This window comes from Pseudomonas quercus, from assembly GCF_012033695.1.
GTDB classification, from domain to species: Bacteria; Pseudomonadota; Gammaproteobacteria; order Pseudomonadales; family Pseudomonadaceae; genus Aquipseudomonas; species Aquipseudomonas quercus.
The window spans coordinates 189,687-207,721 of the sequence record NZ_JAAVJI010000006.1; the positions used below are offsets into that span (position 1 = coordinate 189,687).

The window sequence follows — 18,035 nt, forward strand, 5'->3', positions numbered from 1 at the left end:
TCCTGATCACGAGTCACTTTGTAGATAGAGGTTGACGGGGAATGACTTCAGCGCCGTACTTATCCGCAAGTCCTTGTCCAATGTGACTGCCTGAGTTGAAAAAAGTCCCTTAAATTCAAACTGGGAAAGTTGTTGGGGAAGCTGCACAGCCGTATCCCCCCAGTTTTCACCTTCAATCAGCAAACCGTCGCCCAGCAGGTCGCTGCACAGGCGCGGCACGATCACAATGGCATGGCGCCCCTGGTGATGGCGCGCAAATGCAAGTACGCGATTGGCCTGTTCGCCAGTGACATCCAATGGCACATATTCCCCCTCCAGGAATAGCGCAGGCTCAGCAGCCCTCGCATGCAGCAAGGCAGCAATAAGCGCTTGCTTCACGTGCCCATTTTGCCAATCGGCCAGCAATGCAGCAGGCTCAACTGCCGCATTCAGCGCTGCGCTTCGAGCAGCATAGTCCACCGGCCGGCGGTTATCCGGGTCAACCAGGCTGAAATCCCAGTAATCGGTACCTTGGTAGAGATCGGGGATACCTGGTGTGGTGGCTCTAAGTGTCGCTTGAACGAGGCCGTTCAGGGCGCCACCGGGTGCAAGCACCTGTACAGCTGACGCAATGGATTGACGCAGCGGCAGGGCATGTTCAGCGGTCAACAGGTCTTGCAGGAACGAGCGGCAGGCGCCTTCATAAGCTTCATTGGGCGCGCTCCAGCTGCTGACTAGCTTGGCTTCACGCAATGCCTTTTGCTGCCATTGCTGCATACGCTCGGCATAAGCTTCAAGGGCTTGCGTGTCGTCCGCCTGCAGGTCCAGAGGCCAGCTGCCGAGCAGTGCCTGATACAACATGGCCTCGTCCCCACCCGAGGGCGCAGGGCCGTCTGCATATTCACCGCGAAGGTTGCTGGCCAAAGCTTGCCAGTGAGTGATCAGTGCGCTGTACCAGGTTGCACGTTCACTGATAACTGCCAAGCGCGCACGGGTGTCTTCGCCGCGCTTGTGGTCATGGGTCGCAGTGGTCAACAGGTTGCGGGGGAATGCCGCAGCCCGTGCTTGGCAGGCTTCATGAAACGCCTGGGCAGGGGCACTGAACACTTCAGGGTCGAAGCCCACATCGTTACGAGACAGTAAAGTGGCGCTGCGGTAGAACGCAGTGTCTTCCATCGCCTTGGCCGCCGTCGGCGAGCTCAGCTGCTGAAACCGGATGCAGGCCTGTTTCAGGGCCTCTCGGCCGCGCCCTAAAGGCAAGCTGCGCCAGGGTTCACCACCCAGCCAACGTACAAGGAAGTCCAGTACCGGCCATTCACCCTCGCTCAGGTCTGCGCGGGCCCCTTCTACGGCGCTGGCAAAGAACGGTTCGTCTTCTGCCGGCCGACCGCAGGGGGTAATGTAGGTACGGTAAACCGTGTAGTGGACAATCAAGGCTTCGAGCGCCCGGCGAATGCTGCCCAGGGTAAAGTCGCGGCTCATCAGGTCACTACGCGCCACACGCAACAGCGCCTGCGCCACGGAAGCGAAGTCACCTGCCAGGGTGCCATGCAGCACGAAGCGGCGGCCAGCTCGCACTTCTTCCATGAAATCAGGCGTGCGCCCGCTCAAGCGGACCCACAAGTCGCTCAACTGTTGCTGGCCTTTGGCGTCATGTTGTAGCAAGGACACCTGGTTCATGAACTCATAGCCGGTGGTACCATCCACCTGCCAATCCGTGTGCAACTGTTCGCCGTTGCCCAGGATTTTCTCGACATAGATCGGGAAATGGTCCAGCCGTGTTTCCGCGGGCCGTGCTGGCAACAGACGTTCAACACGACGGCGCAGGCGACGGCAATAGGCCCGCGGGTTGGCCAGCCCGTCCACATGGTCAATACGCAAACCGTCTACGAGCCCTTCGGCTACCAGTTGGAAGATCTTGGCATGAGTGGCTTCGAAGACATCGCCACGCTCCACGCGCAGCCCGCCCAGTTCGTTGATATCAAAGAACCGGCGCCAGTTGATATCGTCTGCTGCGGTGCGCCAACTGGCCAGCCGGTAACTCTGGCGTTCCAGCAGGCGATGCAGGCGATCAAAACCTTCAGGCGTTTTTGAATCGTACAACTTCAGTACGTTTTCCAACGCGCGGAATACTGAGCCTTCCGCAGCAGCGTCGGCCAGTGCCTGCCGCAGTGCCGGGGCTTGGGCATACGCATCGCTGGCATGGGCCAGTTCGCCAAAGCGTTCACCCAACGCTTCAAGGCGATTGTCCACCGCGATACTGAGAATGCTGGCGTAGTCAGGAGGGCTGATGGGGAAGCGGTGTTCGTAATGCTCTACATAGAAGCTGCCTGTCTCGGCGTCGAACTTCAGCGGTAGGTCACCCTGTTGCAGCGCTGTCCCGTAATCGCTTCCCAGGAACGGGATCAGCAGCAGGCCTTCGAGCAAGGGGTCAGGGGAATTCCACTGGATATCAAAGAAGTTGGCGTAAGGGCTGCGACGTCCCCACTCCAGAAGATCCAGCCACCATGGGTTGGTTGAGCCGCCTACCGCCATGTGGTTGGACACAATGTCCAGTACAAACCCCATCTGGTGTTCGCGCAATGCTGCGATCAGCCGACGAAGCGCGGGTTCGCCTCCCAGTTCAGGGTTGATCTGAGTAGGGTCAACCACATCGTAGCCATGCATTGAGCCTGCCCGGGCTTTGAGTACAGGCGAGGCGTACACATGGCTAATGCCCATGCGCTCGAAATAGGGGACCAACGGAACCGCGTCGTCAAGGGTGAAGCCTTTGTGGAACTGGAGCCGAATGCTGGAGGTAAATGGTTTCATCGATCACGCTCATGAGCTTGTTGGCGGGCTACGGCAAGCAGTTCCAGACGCCGCGCCGGGTCTGGTTGGTCCAGCAAGGCAGCACCGGCCGCATTCAAACGGCGGCGCCAGTTGGGATGTTCATCGGTGGTGCCAGGCAGGTTCGGCTGCTCCACAAGGCCCAGTGCGTCTTCAATAGGGAGCAGCACGAGCGGGGCCTGGGTATGCCCTACAAACCGTACGCTGGCATCGATTAATTGGTCAGCCGGGTCTGTATCGCGTTTTTCGTCTACAAAATTTTGCGGGTCTTGCTGGAGGATGCGTTGCAACCCTTCTTTCTCGTTTACTCGCGTTTTTCGCCAGTCCTGTTCAGTCTTGTCGTCAATCAGGTCCAGCCGCCGAGCCCAATCGATTTCATTGGTACGCCACCATCCTTTCAGGGGAGGGAGGTCGTGGGTGCTGGTCGTAGCGAGTGCATTGTCTGGCCATTCCAGCAGCGGCTTGAAATCGCCGGGTGCGTTTTGTTCGAACAGCAGCACACGCATCCCCAGAATGTCCTTGGCTGCTAATTTCTCCCGCAAACCCTCTGGGACCGTGCCCAGGTCTTCGCCCAGCACAATGGCGCTGTGGCGGTAGGATTCGAGGGCCAGCAGGCGGAGCATGTCATCGAAGGGAAACTGCAAATACGCGCCTTCGGTAGGCTTTTCCCCCTGAGGAATCACCCATAGGCGGTTTAGGCCTAATACGTGGTCGATGCGCAGGCCCCCCGCATGGGCGAAATTGGCCCTAAGCATTTCGATGAATGCACGGAAGCCATTGCGCTTTAGGCCATCGGGGGAAAAGGCGGATATCCCCCAGCTTTGGCCAGACCTATTAAGGATGTCGGGCGGGGCCCCCACGGTGACTGCAGCCAGCAGTTCGTCCTGGCGGCTCCATGCCTGGCTACCGGCACCGTCCGCGCCCACTGCCAGGTCCGCGATCAAACCAATGCGCATGCCGCTGGCTTTGGCGGCGGTTTGCGCCCGCTCAAGGCTTCGAGCAATCAACCATTGGCCAAAAGCATAAAACTCGATTTCATCAGCATGCTCACGGGCAAAGGTGCCGACATCGCTTGAGCGAGGGTTGCGCAGCCCTTCAGGCCATTCGCGCCAATCCAGAGATTTGCCTAGCCGTGCGCGATCAGCCTGCAGCGCTTCAAAGCAGCAATGGTCGGCCAGCGCTTCGCCTCCAGCATGGCGGAAGCTGGAAAAGTCTTCTTGCAAAGGGTGATCCCCCTTGCTGAAGTCTTCGTACAGCACCCGCAACAGGCGCAATTTAGCGCTGGCTGCCCTTGGCCAGTCCACCAGCTCGAGTTTTTCGAATTCGGCCAGTGTAGGTTCAAGGTTTGCCCGTTGAATAGCAGCCTGCAAGGCTTGCTCGCCCAGCACAGCGCCAGGCGCTGCATACAGCATGTTCAAAAACAGGCGGCTGGAAGGCGAATAGGGGCTGTAACGGGTGGTGTCGCTGCTGAACATGGCGTGCATCGGGCTGATAGCGACAGTGTCGGCGCCACGTTCGCCTGCTGCACGCGCGAACGCTTCCAATGCCTGGGTATCGCCGAAGCCACCATCATGGGCTCGCCGTAGGGAATAGAGCTGAACACCTAGGCCCCAAGCACGCGGCGCATCTACACCTAATGCATCTGCCACGTTGTAGCACCGGCTGGGCGCTACGGCGACCGTGAAGTGCTGGTCGCCACTTCGAACCTGCTGGTAGCCAACGGGCAACATACCGGGTAGGGCGCCCTGGCTGTCCAGGCGCACGTCCAGCTCGCCGCCGTCTTCAAGTAGCACACGGCACTCGGCGCCCGGCTGCAGCCATGGGGCCAGCGCCAAGGGTTGCCCGTAGTCTGCTGTAAGCAGGGGAGGCAAGCGATTGTCAGCAGCCTGCTGGCGGAGGGTCTCCAGGCTGCGGGTTACCTCTGCATCCGTCCCGGCATTGTAGCCAAGCGCTGTGAGCACATTGCGTAGCACAGCGGGCTTCACCCGCTGGGGGCAATTGTTGGCGTCCTTCCACTCCACCGCGATGCCGGCCTGCTGGGCAAGCTGTTCCAGATCTTGGTCGCTCATTGGGACGCTCCCGGTGCATCAGCGGGGATCCGGCTTACCAGCGCGGTGTAACCAGGCAAGGTGTCCGAAGCTTCAAGGGACGCCGCCGACCCGCGGCTATCGAACAAGACATAGGTTTCAAAAGGAAGCGTGGCAGCAACAGGGTGTTCGTTGAGGTTGAGATCGATCTGCCAGATCGAACCGTCGCCCAGCTTCCAGCGTGCTGACACGGCCTTCTCGCCCAACACCGTCACACTCTTGAAGACCGCTCCGGGGAGCCCAGGCATCAAGTCGCGGCGGCGTAGGCTTAGTAACTGAACGTAGAGCTCGACCCATGGGCCACGTTGGTGTTGATCGAACTGGTCGAACGCCGGGCGAGAGGCGTCAAATGTAGCCTTGGCGTTAGGGTCGGGAATCTTGGCGCGGCGCTCCGGGTCCTGGAAGGCGCTGAAGGCCTTGAACTCAGAACGGCGACCGTTACGTACGGCTTCGGCCAGTTCGCCATGGAAGCTGGTGAAGAATTGGAAGGGTTCGCTAGCCCCCCATTCATCTCCCATGAACATTAGCGGGACCATGGGCGAGGCCAGCAATAGCGTGGTAGCGGCCCTCAGGGCAGGCTCTGGGCTGAGCTGAGACAGGCGCTCACCAAAGGCACGGTTACCGATCTGGTCATGGTTCTGAAGGAATAGCACAAACGAGGTCGGGTTCAGGTGGCCGCTAGGTTCGCCCCGCTTTTCACCGTGGCGGTTCACATGGCCTTGATAGACAAACCCCTCGCCCAGGCAACGGGCCAGCTTGCCCGTGGTGTCTTGTGCGTAATCTTCGTAATAGGCCTCTGTTTCACCCGTCAGCAGCACGTGAAGGGCGTTGTGCCCATCGTCGTTCCATTGGGCGTCGAAGCCTTGTTGAAGCAAGTGCGCCTCGTTGTGCTCGTTTTCCAGGTTCAGCCAGATATGCCGACCGGCTGGGGTAGCCTTGCGAATGCGCTTAGCCATGTCTTGAAGGAAATCCGGGCTTTCAATGGCATGCACCGCGTCGAAGCGCAGGCCATCGAACCGGTAATCGAACAGCCACATCAAGGCGTTGCCGATAAAGAATTCGCGAACCTGGGGCTTGCTGAAATCGATGGCCGCGCCCCAAGGCGTATGTTTGTCTTCGTTGAAGAACCCTTTGGCATACGCGTGAAGGAAATTGCCGTCTGGGCCGAAGTGGTTATACACCACGTCAAGGATGACCATGAGGCCGTGTTCGTGCGCCTTGTCTATCAGCGCCTTGAGCTGGTCCGGGGTTCCATAGGCATGCTCGGGTGCGTAAGGCAGCACGCCGTCGTATCCCCAGTTACGGTCCCCTGGAAATTCAGCGATGGGCATCAGCTCAATGGCAGTGATACCCAACGCTTCAAGGCGGGGCAGGTGTTTCATCACCCCTTCAAAACCGCCCATAAGGCCCACGTGGACTTCATAGATCACGGCTTCATGCCAAGGCCTTCCTTGCCATTGTGCCTGGCGCCAGGGGTAGCTGGCGTGATCCACCACGACACTTGCCGAATGAACATCGCTTTGCTGAGCACGCGATGCCGGATCAGGTACTTCCAGGTCATCGTTTATCTTGTAGCGATAAGCTGTTCCAGCATCGCATTGGGCCTCGGCAACGTACCAACCATCTGCCTCCGCATTCATTGCAAGCGTCTCTCCATCATCGAAGAGGACTTGCACCGCCGTTGCGTCGGGCGCCCAAAGAGCAAAACGCGTGAGGTTGTCGCCCACACGGATAGCCCCGTGGGTTTTGGTTACAGGTTGCAGATCGGCCATCAGGCATTCCTTGGTCAGTAGTGGCGCCCAGCGCGCCCATGAGAGCGGTTTACCAATTTGGTATAGAGCTCGGCATAGGGTTCGACCGCTTGCGACCAGTTGAACGGTTGAGTCATAGCGCGGCAGCGCATGGCATTGAGCAGTTCTGGTTTGTTGAAGGCATAAAACGCACGGGCTAGCGCGGCTTCGTAAGCGCTGACCGAGGGTTCGTCGAACAGGAAGCCGGTCACGCCGTCTTCGATGGTGTCAGCCAAGCCGCCTGTTCGGCGGGCTACTGGCAGTGAGCCAAAGCGCTGTGCATACATCTGGCTCAGGCCACAAGGCTCGTAGCGTGAAGGCATGAGCAGGAAGTCGCTGCCCGCGAACATACGGCGAGCGTCGGTTTCGTTGAAGCCGATCCGTGCTGACACCTGGCCAGGGTAACGGTCAGCCAGGTCCCGCATGGCTTGCTCTTCCTCGGGTTCACCGCGGCCGATGATTGCAATCTGGCCACCGTTGCGAACGATGAAGTCCGTTACGCCTTCAGTGAGGTCCAGGCCCTTCTGGTAAACCAGGCGCGAGACGACGGCGAAGAGGGGGCCGGTGGATGGCTCAAGGTCAAACAACTTGCGTACGTGGTCGGCGTTAACGCCTTTGCCTTCCCAGTCATTCAAGCTGAAAGGGCAGACCAGGTGCGAATCGGTAGCCGAGTCCCAGCTTTCGTCGATGCCGTTGGGGATGCCACTGAGCAAACCGCGCTTTGCCTTGCTGGTAAGGAAACCTTCCAGGCCGCAACCGAATTCCTGGGTAGTGATTTCCTCAGCATAGGTCGCACTCACCGTGGTGATATGGCTGGCATAGGCCATGCCTGCCTTGAGGAAGGACAGCTTGCCGTAGAACTCCATGCCTTCCTGCTGCAAGGCATGCTCAGGAATACCCAGTTCCGGGCAGCACGCGCGGCTGACAACACCCTGGTAGGCGAGGTTATGGATGGTGAACAACGTGGGCACTTTAACGCCGCGCCACTTCATGTAGGCCGGCGCCAGACCGCTTGGCCAGTCATGGGCATGCACCAGGTCAGGCTTCCAATGAACCATGCCATTGCCCGCTGCGATGTCACAGGCCGCCATGCCTAGGCGCGCGAAGCGAATATGGTTGTCAGGCCAGTCACGCCCGTTTACTGCGCCGTAAGGGTTGCCATCACGCGCATATAGCTCTGGACAAATCAGCACATAGATCACCAGCCCATCGGCAGTGTCCATGCGACCTACCTTGCAGGGTGGCAATGCGGCATAGCCCGGCAGTTCGCCCACAATATGGATAGGGTTGTCGCTTTCCAGTACTTGGGGATAGCCCGGTATCAGAATGCGCACGTCGTGCAAGTGGCTCATTGCGCGTGGCAGTGCAGCTGAGACGTCACCCAGCCCGCCTGCCTTGATTAAATCTGCCATTTCCGAAGTCACGAACAGCACTTTCTTGCGGTTCGGATTCGCCGTGTGGTCCGGTTGCAGCACCTTGCTAGTCGAGATAGCTGACAGCGTGGGTACCTCGCTGATCTGCTGATTGAAACGCTCCCCGTGGGTTTCGACAGCGGCACTGATCATCAAACTCTCTCCCGTAGCGTAAATGACTTCTGGCAGTTCTGATTTTTTTTACCGACCCCATGGTCGGCCTTTGGCCGGCCTCAACGACCGCAAGGTCGAGGTGAAACGCTCCTGGGAGGGGTGGGTGGGGGGCTGCTTGAAATGTGCATGCTACCCACTGTTAAGCTGACCCGGCCGGCCTTCAGAAGTTTCGGATTTCTTTGTTCTGGCTGTTAGGAACGGCACGCTTTGAGTGTAGGCGCGTTAGCCTGTTTCGCCGGATTTAAACGAAGCGGTATCGGGTTACTACATTGGTCAATGCGCAACGCGGTTTGATCGGCTTTTCGAGTGTCGAGGAGCCTGTAATGACGCCCCCTGTAAGCCTTATCAATGCAATTGGCCATTTCTCACCTTTGGCGGGTAAAGCAGCCAAGCGGTTTGCTGGCCAACCCACGCTGTTCCAAGTGGCCTGCGATTTAGTCGCAAAGGCGCTTAAGCGGCTTGATCCCAATCACGCTGTCAAGCCATGGGACGTGGCAATGGGATGGCCAGCTGAAGCCACCACCGCAGGCGAAGATTTCTACATGCTTTTACCTGATCTGTTGATCGACCTGTACGTGCGCAGTACCGGGTTGACCGTGGTACCTCACTATCAGCGCTTGCTCAAACGAGAGCATGGGCAGTGGGTACCTCTAGCGTTAGACGTGTCGCGCCTGGCACAGGAACTCGACGCGCTGATGCCTTCGTTGGCAGATGCGTTCAAGCAAGCGCTATTGGCGTTTTGGAGCGAAGCCGGCAGTGACGGTAAAACCCATTGGGCCTGGATGAGTGATTACTTGCATGAGGCTTTCGTCAGGGCCATAGAAGAGGCACGTCAGGCGAACGCGCTTGGACCGTTGGCGTATCAAGCGGCTGTGACAGTGGGAGGGCATCGCCAGAGTTGGACGGTCACTCAGACCCGGCCAGTGCGCACATTTGGTGCCTATCTGGTTCAGCTGGAGCGAAACGGCCTGGCGTTGCCGTACGACGCGCGTTTGGACCCGCACTTGGTGATTACCCTCAACGGCCTGAAAATGCCCCAGCCCTATCTCACCTTTTCGGTGAATACCGGCGTGCGCTACTTTGATTCCAGCACTGCCATGCTGGACGCTTTCAAGGCCAAGCTTCATGAGGATGAAGTCTTTGAAAACGTGAACGTTCAGCTTGTCTCGATTCAGGGCGATGTGTTCGACGCGCTGGCGCGCATGTGGCTTCAAACTCAACTGATCCAGGTCACCGGGATAACGGCCTGGGTGAGGCGATTGCCTGACGTTCTGGCCGCTGAACGTTTGAAAATGATTACTGAGGCGCTGACGTCCTCTTTCGAGCTGGACGCTCGTATTCAGGCGAGCGAGGTCCACGCCCTGCAACAGGCCCTGCCCGAGTGGCTGCAACGCGCGCCTGCTGCAGACCGTTGGCATTTCGCGGGGGCGTTGGCCCGAGTAGCGTTGGCACAGTCGCGCGGTGTGCAAGGTTGGTTCCTGGATGGGGTGCCAACGTTGGAATGCTTTGCCTTGAACCAGTTGCGCGAAGCGGCGGCCGCCCTACACCCCGAAGCGCCTGTGCTGGATCCGGACAACATTGTAGCGACCTTGGAAACGGTGAATGTAGACCTTATAGCCATCACCGGTGGGCCGTCCAATCCGCAGTTTCATGAACAACCGGTAAGCGTGGTTGATCTGATGATCGATAACCTTGCCACGCACAGTGCGGGACGTTTGAAGGTCGTGCCCAAGGCCGGCACCACGTTGCCACCGTGGCTGGATGGCGATGCGCTTAAGGCCTTGGTGCGGCATGCCGATGTAGGGCGCACGTATCCACAGCTGTTGCAGGAGACGTTGCTGAATGGTCCTCAGGCCACGGAACGCGAAGCGTTGTTCGCTGCTCAAGTAGTGAGACAGCTGCCCCTGCTGGCCTGGGAATTGTTGATGAGAGGAGAGGCGGGGATAGACCGCCTGGGTTATCGCCTGGTTGACGTGGGCCTGGGCGGTACGCCCAGCAACGACGATTTCCGTTTGATGCGGCTGGGCGTGACAGCCGGCCCCGCTTACGGAACGGACGAGATCGCCGCCACTTATGTGTTTGTGGACCAGAACAATCCAGGCAACGCCTGCGTGCTGTATCGCCCACTTCATGAGCAGCCGTTGCGCCAGTTCCTGTCGCTCGATGCCCTGTGGGAAGAAGTGATGGCTCCAGGTGTGCTGCAGGATGAGATAGTGAGTTGGATGACCGAAAGTGGTAGGACACGCTACAGCCATGGGGGGCTGCGCCAGCCTCGAGTGACCCGTTTCGGCCAAGGCGACGAGTACTCGCCTCTGTCCACGCCCGGCCCGGCACGCCCCGTGCTTACGCCATTGCAGACGCCGCTGTTGCATACGTTGTATCGCGAAATCGTCAGTGCATTGATTCACAAGGCAGAGCAGCGCTCAGTCTCTAACCAGGAAGACAATTGGCTGGCCTTAGGTAAGCTGGCATGGACGCTGTTCAATAGCGTGTTGCCCATCGTCAGCGGGCCTCTGGCAACAGCCGGTTGGCTGATACAGCTCAGTGAACAGTTTGCGACCTTTTTGCAGGCTAATGAGCAACCTGGCCGATCGGCCATTGAGGCACGCAACGACCTGTTGTTTACGGTAATCATCCTGCTGATGAGCGAGGCGGTGCATTGGCCTATCAACGAGCCGCGCCCGTTGCCTGAAGAGCCTGGCAAGCCAGACGAAGCTGGCGGGCAGGTAAGGGCCGTGCCCGCAGAGCACACCCTGCCAGAGTCCGCCTCCAAACCTTCAAAAGTAACGTCGGCGCCACATGCGCTCACCGCTGTTCTGGCAGCGCATCCTGTGGACGACACCGGTGCTATAGGGCGGTCGGAGGGTTTAGACCTGTCGTGGTCCAGTGCCACCTTGGCGCTGAGCACCCAGCAGCAGGCTGCATTGGTCAAGTTGCGTGCCAAACCGCCGCTGATCAACTTAAGCCCTATTCCCCATGGGCCCACACGCGGGCTGTACCTGAACGACAATCGCCTGCTACTAGAGTGGCAGGGGCACTTCTATGCGGTCGAAGTGGCGGGGCAAGCATTTCGCATCACTGGGCCGAAGGGGGAACCCGGGCCTTTTATACGACGAGACGAAGCCGGTCGCTGGCAGCTGGACTTGCGCTTGCGCCTAAAAGGCGGCGGCCCTAACCGCCGGATCGAGGCACGGCGTCAGGAGAATGCCCGCATACGGCTACAGGGCGAGCAACAGTTCCAACAGGTGCTACGCCGCTTCGAACAGCTGCGTGAGCGTGTAAACCAGATAGTTGATCAGTTGGATCAGGCTCAGGCAGCCAATGAGCCTCTACTACCACTGCGGGAGGTTTACGATAAGGAACTCCAGGAAGGCTATGAGGCCTGTGCTCAAGAGGTAAGCGCCTACCAGCGGTTGAATGAAAGCACACCCTTGATAGATTTTGCCGAACATACCTGCTTGCTGTTATCCCGCTTGCTCACTGTGAGCAAAGCCATCACTGACAATCTATCGTTGATGACCGCAGAATTTGTGGAAGGCTCGCGCTATGCGGCGGCGGCTGGGCAGGAGCTCGTAGCCTTGATCAACGCTGACCCTAAAGGCTGGGCCACGTTCATTGATCGTTTTGACAGCCTGGCACAGCACGCGATCAAGTACTCTCAAGCTCATGAAGAGGTGATACGCCAGTTGGAAAAATACCCAGGTTTGGGTAGGCGTACACTGGAGGATGTGAAGGATGCTGTCCCCCTGGTGCAATCGGTTACGGACCTGCGTGCATCACTGACTTATTGTCATGTGAGCTTCATTGTCGATGGCCTCAGTGATTCGCCAATGCTGGCTGAGCAAACCGAAGACGCGCTGGAGCCGCTCATGGTTCATGCCACCTCTCATGCAGGTGCACTAGATGATTCCAGCCTTGAGCCAACTCAAGTGATCGGCGTATTGGACACCGCCATTTCGCACTACCAGCGCGTCGAGGATGCGCTGCAAAGGTTTGAACAGATATTGCCAACTTACTACCAAGGGTCGGTGGCCAAACTCAAAGTGGTGACCCTGGCACTACGTGAAGACGCAGAAAAGCAGATGAGCGCATTGGTACGCGAGACTGCGAGTGAGCCGCTGCCCACTGCCTCTCGCTCGAACAGGCGGCCAAAATCCAAAGCAGTCAAGGCGCGTAAGCAGGGCAACGGCAGCAAAAGGCCAACCCCAGGCAGCAGTCAAGCGCAGGAACAACCCGCGCAGCCGCCAGCCCTTGAAGATTTGCAGGTTATTCAGACGACTCAAGGCGAGACAGTGTTTGCACGTGTAGAAGCTCAGGCGGACGCAGGCGTGAAGACTGCTACCGTGACGTCTGGCGGCCGTGTGGTGGCAAGGTGGCAGGAAGATGCCCAGACCGGGCTCTGGAAAAAACAACCGGACACTGAACCCAGGCGCCCTGCGGCCAAGGCCAGCCTTAATCGACTGATACGCAACGCGGACGCTGCTTTGGCCCAGGCCGAGCAAGATAGCCAGCGCCTGCGCCAGTGGAAGCAGCGTACAAAGGTGCCGGCGGACATCGAAGACCTGTATCACGGCCATGCCAAACGCTTGGTACAGCTTGCCGAACAGATCGAGGAGGGGCTCACAGCGTCCAACCTGACCGACACCTTGACTGAAGACGGATCGGCCGAGCTCAAGGCCAGGCAGCTGCGTGAACAGGCACAGCAGTTGAAAACCCTTGGTACCCAGGCGCGCATAGATGTGAGTAAAAGCCTGATGCCCACAGAGGGCCGGGTCAAGTTCCTCAAGGATGCTGGCGAGGTTACCATCCACCGAGTGGGTGAACGTACCCCGCTAGGGCGAGGAGGGCGCCGTGATTACGTCCAGGAATATGAGATTCGGGACAGTCAGCATGTCTTGTGGTATGCCCACTTTCACTACGACACGGCTGAAGCCCCTCCCGAGCGATACACGGCCGCGCATTTGAAAACGGTGACACAGCGGTTCGATGGCTATCAAAAGCAGCTTCAGCAGGCGCGTAATGACCAGGAGGTAGTCAGCATTTACCGCAGCCAGATCACCCCTGCGCTGGCGAGCCAATTGTTCCTCTCCTTGCCGTGATTCATGCCTGGCCTGAGGGCATATACCTTTACTACCTTGATCAGGCCATGCTTCACAACACTGGCAGCTCTTGTTCAAAAGGAGCCGCCAGTGACTACTCAAACGATCTCTACCCCATCGATTCAAGGCCCTGTCAGCCGTCGATTGGCAGGGCGACCCACGCTCGTCACCGTGGCCTGTGATTTGCTGCGCCCCTATTTTTCCTCGTACATCGCTGAAAGGGTAGACCCACAAAGCTTGTCGTTGGCCATCGGTGTTTGGCAGAGGGCTGGCGATGGGGATCAATTTCAGGGTTACCGCATGCAATCGCTAGCCTATGCCGTTTACCAGCGTTATCTGACCCAGGTTACGTTGGATATAGGCGATAGCAGTTTCGTGACAGACCAAAGCGGTAGTGAATATCCTCGTCAGGTACGCCTGAACATCGCGAAGCTCGCCGAGGACATCGACCTGGTGGGGCCTAGCTTGATGGAGGCATGGTGTGAACAGATGGTCATGTACTTCAGCACACCCGACACTGCTGGGACTACTCCGTGGGCCTGGTTAGCCGAGCATATGCAAGCACATCTGAGCCTGGCGCTGGAGATGGCCAAGAAAGAAGGTACGTTGACTGTCAGCGACGTCGAATGGGTGATGCAGGCCTTGGCGCCCTCTAGTTCAGGTGCCTCTGTCGAGGCGGGGGCGCAGCCTGTTGGGCTCGTTGTCGAGGGAGGAGGTGAGCCTTTGCCGTTACTGCTGTTCAAGCAGGCAACCAGTAGTCCGGTGTTCATCCTCTACTCATTGGTTAAAGGCTTCCAACGGTTTTCGAACCTAGCCAGCGTAACCACCTATTTAGGCGTAGCGGTGCCTGACGTGTTAACGGCCGCTGGGCCTGCAGGCAGCACGCTCAGCTTAAGCGAAGCCTGGGCCAACGCGCTATTTACACACTATTTGAACATTCAATGGCATTTTGCGTTGCAACTGCGCAAGGCGGGGGCCACTCCCAGTAGCTTCGAGCGGGTGATAGATGCCTGCCCGTTGGCGCTACTGCTCGACACGGCAAGCGATCACTTACACGGCAAGGCCGTTAAAGCGTGGTTGCCCGATTGGCTACTTGAAGCGAGCGATACCCAACGCCTGCGCTACGGGCTGGGGTTACAGCATTTGCTGGACGTAGAGCAGGCAAATGACGGCAAGACATTCATGAGTGATATTCCCACAGTGGAGGCTTATGCTCGGCGTCGGCTCATTGAGCAGGCGGCTGCGGAACATCCGTTGGCCCCTCTTGTAGAACCCGATGACGTCATTGTAACCGTCCACTCGCGTGCGGATGACAACCTGATCTCCGTTGCAGGCGGCGGGGGTGGCATCACCCTGAAGGAGCACCAGATCAGCCTGGTCGAGTTTGCCATTTTAAATACCGGTGGCCGCCCCAGAGGCTGGATCACCGTGGGGGCGCATACGGGTAGTTCATTACCCGCCTGGCTCGACCATGAAAGCGTCACAGCGCTGGTAAAAAGCGTTGACGTAGGTTCTACCTATTTGCACGTGTTGCGTGACGCATTAAGTGGGCCACAAAGCGGCATGCGCCGGCGCCTTTTCTGCGCAGGGGTCAGTGCTCAGATCCCACTTCTGGCACTGGAGTTGGAACTACGGCACCAAGCGGGCATGGACCAGCAAGGTAGCGCCCTGGTCGAGCGGACCTTCGCCACACAGGCATCCACCACGATGCAGCCTACGGTCGCCCACTTGGCGTTCAAGGCCGCGCCAACCCTTGAACCAGATCAGGCGGCGGGGCTCTTTGTACTCAGCGACCCGGCTGTTAGTGACGTAGTCGTGCTGTACGCGCCCTTGAGCCGCGAGCCCTTGCGACAGTTCGCCAAGCCTGGTGACCTGATGGAAGCGATTGCAAGCGAACCGGAATTGCAAACGCTAGTGATGAGTGGCTTGAGCGATGCCGCACAGGTGCGCTATCGCAACGGGGGTTTTCAAGCGCCCCGCTGGCTCAGGTTTGGTCTGGGCAGCGACTTCGCGCCTCTGCCTACCCCTAGCCCGGCGACCTTGAGCCCAGTGGCTGTCACAGGTAAACCATTAGATGCCTTCTACGAAGGGGTCGTCCAAGCCTTGGTGCTGACAGCGGACCGTCAAACCGTTTCCAATAATGAAAGTACATGGATCTTCGCACGTGAAGTCAGCTGGCTGCTGTTCAATCAGATCATGCCGTTCCTTAGTGGTTCTACGGCAATGGCGGCGTGGCTGATCCAGTTGAGCCACTCGCTGGATGAGCATTACAACAGTGTGGGCGCAGGGAACGCTCAAGGCGCACCAAACGGCGAAGAACTTATTTACGATGTGATGGTTGCCCTGTTTTCAGAGGCGTTCAGCCGTATTTTTCATGGGGTAGCCGATCGTCTTCCCCCGGCGGCAGCGGCACTGGCCAAAGCGCCTGCGTTGGATCTGGGTTGGGCTACAGCACGTGCCACCCTTACACCCGCGTTGCGTGCACGTTTGCAAGCGTTGATGGTCGAGCCGCCGGTAGTGCTACCCCCTGCCGTACCCAATGGTCCCTTCGAGGGCCTGTACCAGGTAGGGGCCGGATGGCTGGCACGGATCGACGACCACTACTTCCAAGTCGATCCTGGTGATCGCGAAGCGGTCATACTCGATTCAGCAGGGGGTACTGGGCCATGGGTCAAGCCGGACGCCTCTGCACAGTGGCATCTGGACCTGCGCCTTCGGTTGCGGGGTGGGGGGCCAAAACGTCGAATAGAGCATCAACGAGAGCTCAATCAACGACTACGCGCGCAGGCTAGACAGCACCTGCAAGATATCCAGCAAACCTATCGTGAGTTGCGTGACGCTGGCAGCGCGGGCGAGGATGCAATTAAAGCGGCCTTGGCAGCCAACGATTTTGAAACCGCCAGAGCTCGCCGCCATGAAGAGCAGGCCCGCCTCGAAGCGGCCTATAGCAGGGTTATGCAGTTACACGAGCAGTACGACGCTATCGCACACAAAGTGTCGTTGCCCGAATACCACAGGGAGCTCAGCACGGTAGTGGCGTCGGAAGTGAACATGTGCATGTATTTCCTCGGCACTACCCGTGAGTTGCTGGCAGCCCACTTGCAGGCCAATGCCGCGCTCACAGCAGCGCTTAAAGCTGACGCGACGTTGGACGCACAGCAGACGCGCGAGTGGTTCGCCTTTTTGCACGAACACCTGGACACTACTGAGGCTGCCCAGCGGTGGCGTGAGCGGCTGGCGGAGCGATTGGAAGCGCTTGATCGCATTCCTGTTTTCGGGCCCCGTTTAGTGGAGCAGTTGGCACCTAAATACGCACCCTTCCGTACCGCTCTGGAGTACCAGGTATTAGCACTCTACGTTCGTCTTAGCCTGCTGGAAGAACCGATGCTGGCTGATCAAGCCGCCCGTGAAAGTTTTCACCAAGCCCTCAAGCCGTTGGTGATGGGAATGATCACGCATACACAGATGGTCCGTGACCCAGCCTTGGTGGACGGGCAGGCCGCTGAGGTGTTAGATGGGCTGGTAAGTACCTATCAGGCAGCCGAAGACACCATTCAGTGGCTCAAGCAAACGTTGCGTCCAGAACACGTAACCTCGGCCATGGATGACATGGTTCCGCGTATCGCAGCCTTGCGTGAATCGGCCGAAGCCTGGCTCAGCCGCTTGATAAAAGCGGCGGGAAATCCCCAGCCCAGAGCCGGCCGTCGTCCGACACCCAGCGCCTCGGGCGCCCAGAGGAGTTCAAGGCATCGGGTAATTCGCACACGCAACCGCGGTACCCTGGTGGCCACTGTTAGTGATACCGCCGAAGGTGCAAGGGAAATAGCGCAAATGCATTCCCCTCTGGACGGTTCTTTGGTGGCGCAGTTTTCACCTGATCCTGCTCACGGGGACTGGGTGGAACAACCGCTAGGTAGGCTGCAGGCACAACCTGCCGTGGGCACGCTGAGGGATGTGGATCAGCTGGTATACCAGGCAGATCGCCAATTGCAATCGGCTACTCGACAATTGGAGCAGGCTCCACGCTTGGCCCAGGCTACCCATATACCCGTGGAGCTCGAAGACCTGCTGGTAGGCTCGGCACGGGAGCTGGATTCATTGGCCGAACGAATCGAACATGCGTTGACTCGCGTGAATGAAACCGATGTGAATGTCGAAGCTTCAGGTAGCGCCGAACTCAAGGCTCGAGCGCTAAGGGACATGGCGTTGCGGCTCAAGCATGAGGGCAGAACCCTACGTATTCGCCTGACGAAAAACGCGTTGCCGACTATCGCCCGCGTGCGCTACTTGCTGGATGAGGGTGAAGTGAACATTCGCAAGTTGGGTACGCGCGTACCGCTCAAAGGGCAAGGCAAGCGCAAAGATATCGTGCAGGAATATGCAGTACAGGACACGGGAGGGGCGGTATTGTGGTACGCACACTTCCATTACCCTAGCCTGGAAGCCCCTGACGATGCATACACTGCTGCGCACTTGAAAACAGTCAGTCAGCGGTTCGTAGGGTTGAGTAGCCAGATGGCGCAAGCCGCCAGTGATAGAGACGTGGTAAAGATTTACCGCAGCCAGATCGATGCGCAAGCAGCACGTAAGCTCTTCCTGCATCTACCGTAACTACAGGCTACTGCGACAGAAGGTAAGGCCGGTACGCCAGGCCTTACCTTGCCG

The 18,035-nt window shown here is 58.6% G+C and carries 6 protein-coding genes; 2 read left to right on the top strand and 4 right to left on the bottom strand.

Features of this window, described 5'->3' with window-relative positions; translation table 11 throughout:
• Window positions 1-6: 6 nt before the first annotated feature.
• Genes HBH25_RS12825 through glgA form a run of 4 tightly spaced genes read right to left on the bottom strand, consistent with a single transcriptional unit; the run spans window position 7 to window position 8,250 of the window.
• Window positions 7-2,790 (bottom strand): malto-oligosyltrehalose synthase, encoded by a 2,784-nt coding sequence (locus tag HBH25_RS12825; RefSeq protein WP_168084300.1) that lies wholly within the window; start codon window positions 2,788-2,790, stop codon window positions 7-9.
• Window positions 2,787-4,877, bottom strand: coding sequence for a 4-alpha-glucanotransferase (malQ, locus tag HBH25_RS12830; RefSeq protein ID WP_168084301.1), 2,091 nt, complete (start codon window positions 4,875-4,877; stop codon window positions 2,787-2,789). Before malQ ends, HBH25_RS12825 begins: the two co-directional genes overlap by 4 nt.
• Window positions 4,874-6,667 carry a malto-oligosyltrehalose trehalohydrolase gene (treZ, locus tag HBH25_RS12835; RefSeq protein ID WP_168084302.1) on the bottom strand — a complete coding sequence of 598 codons (1,794 nt, stop codon included), beginning with the start codon at window positions 6,665-6,667 and terminating at the stop codon, window positions 4,874-4,876. Before treZ ends, malQ begins: the two co-directional genes overlap by 4 nt.
• A 14-nt stretch (window positions 6,668-6,681) precedes the next feature.
• Entirely contained in the window at window positions 6,682-8,250 is a 1,569-nt protein-coding gene (glgA, locus tag HBH25_RS12840) for a glycogen synthase GlgA (protein ID WP_168084303.1), read from the bottom strand.
• Between the two features lie 344 nt (window positions 8,251-8,594).
• On the opposite strand from glgA, the gene HBH25_RS12845 reads away from it, so the two are divergent.
• Entirely contained in the window at window positions 8,595-13,370 is a 4,776-nt protein-coding gene (locus HBH25_RS12845; RefSeq protein WP_168084304.1) for a dermonecrotic toxin domain-containing protein, read from the top strand.
• A gap of 90 nt (window positions 13,371-13,460) precedes the next feature.
• Window positions 13,461-17,981 carry a coiled-coil domain-containing protein gene (locus HBH25_RS12850; protein WP_168084305.1) on the top strand — a complete coding sequence of 1,507 codons (4,521 nt, stop codon included), beginning with the start codon at window positions 13,461-13,463 and terminating at the stop codon, window positions 17,979-17,981.
• Window positions 17,982-18,035 lie beyond the last annotated feature (54 nt).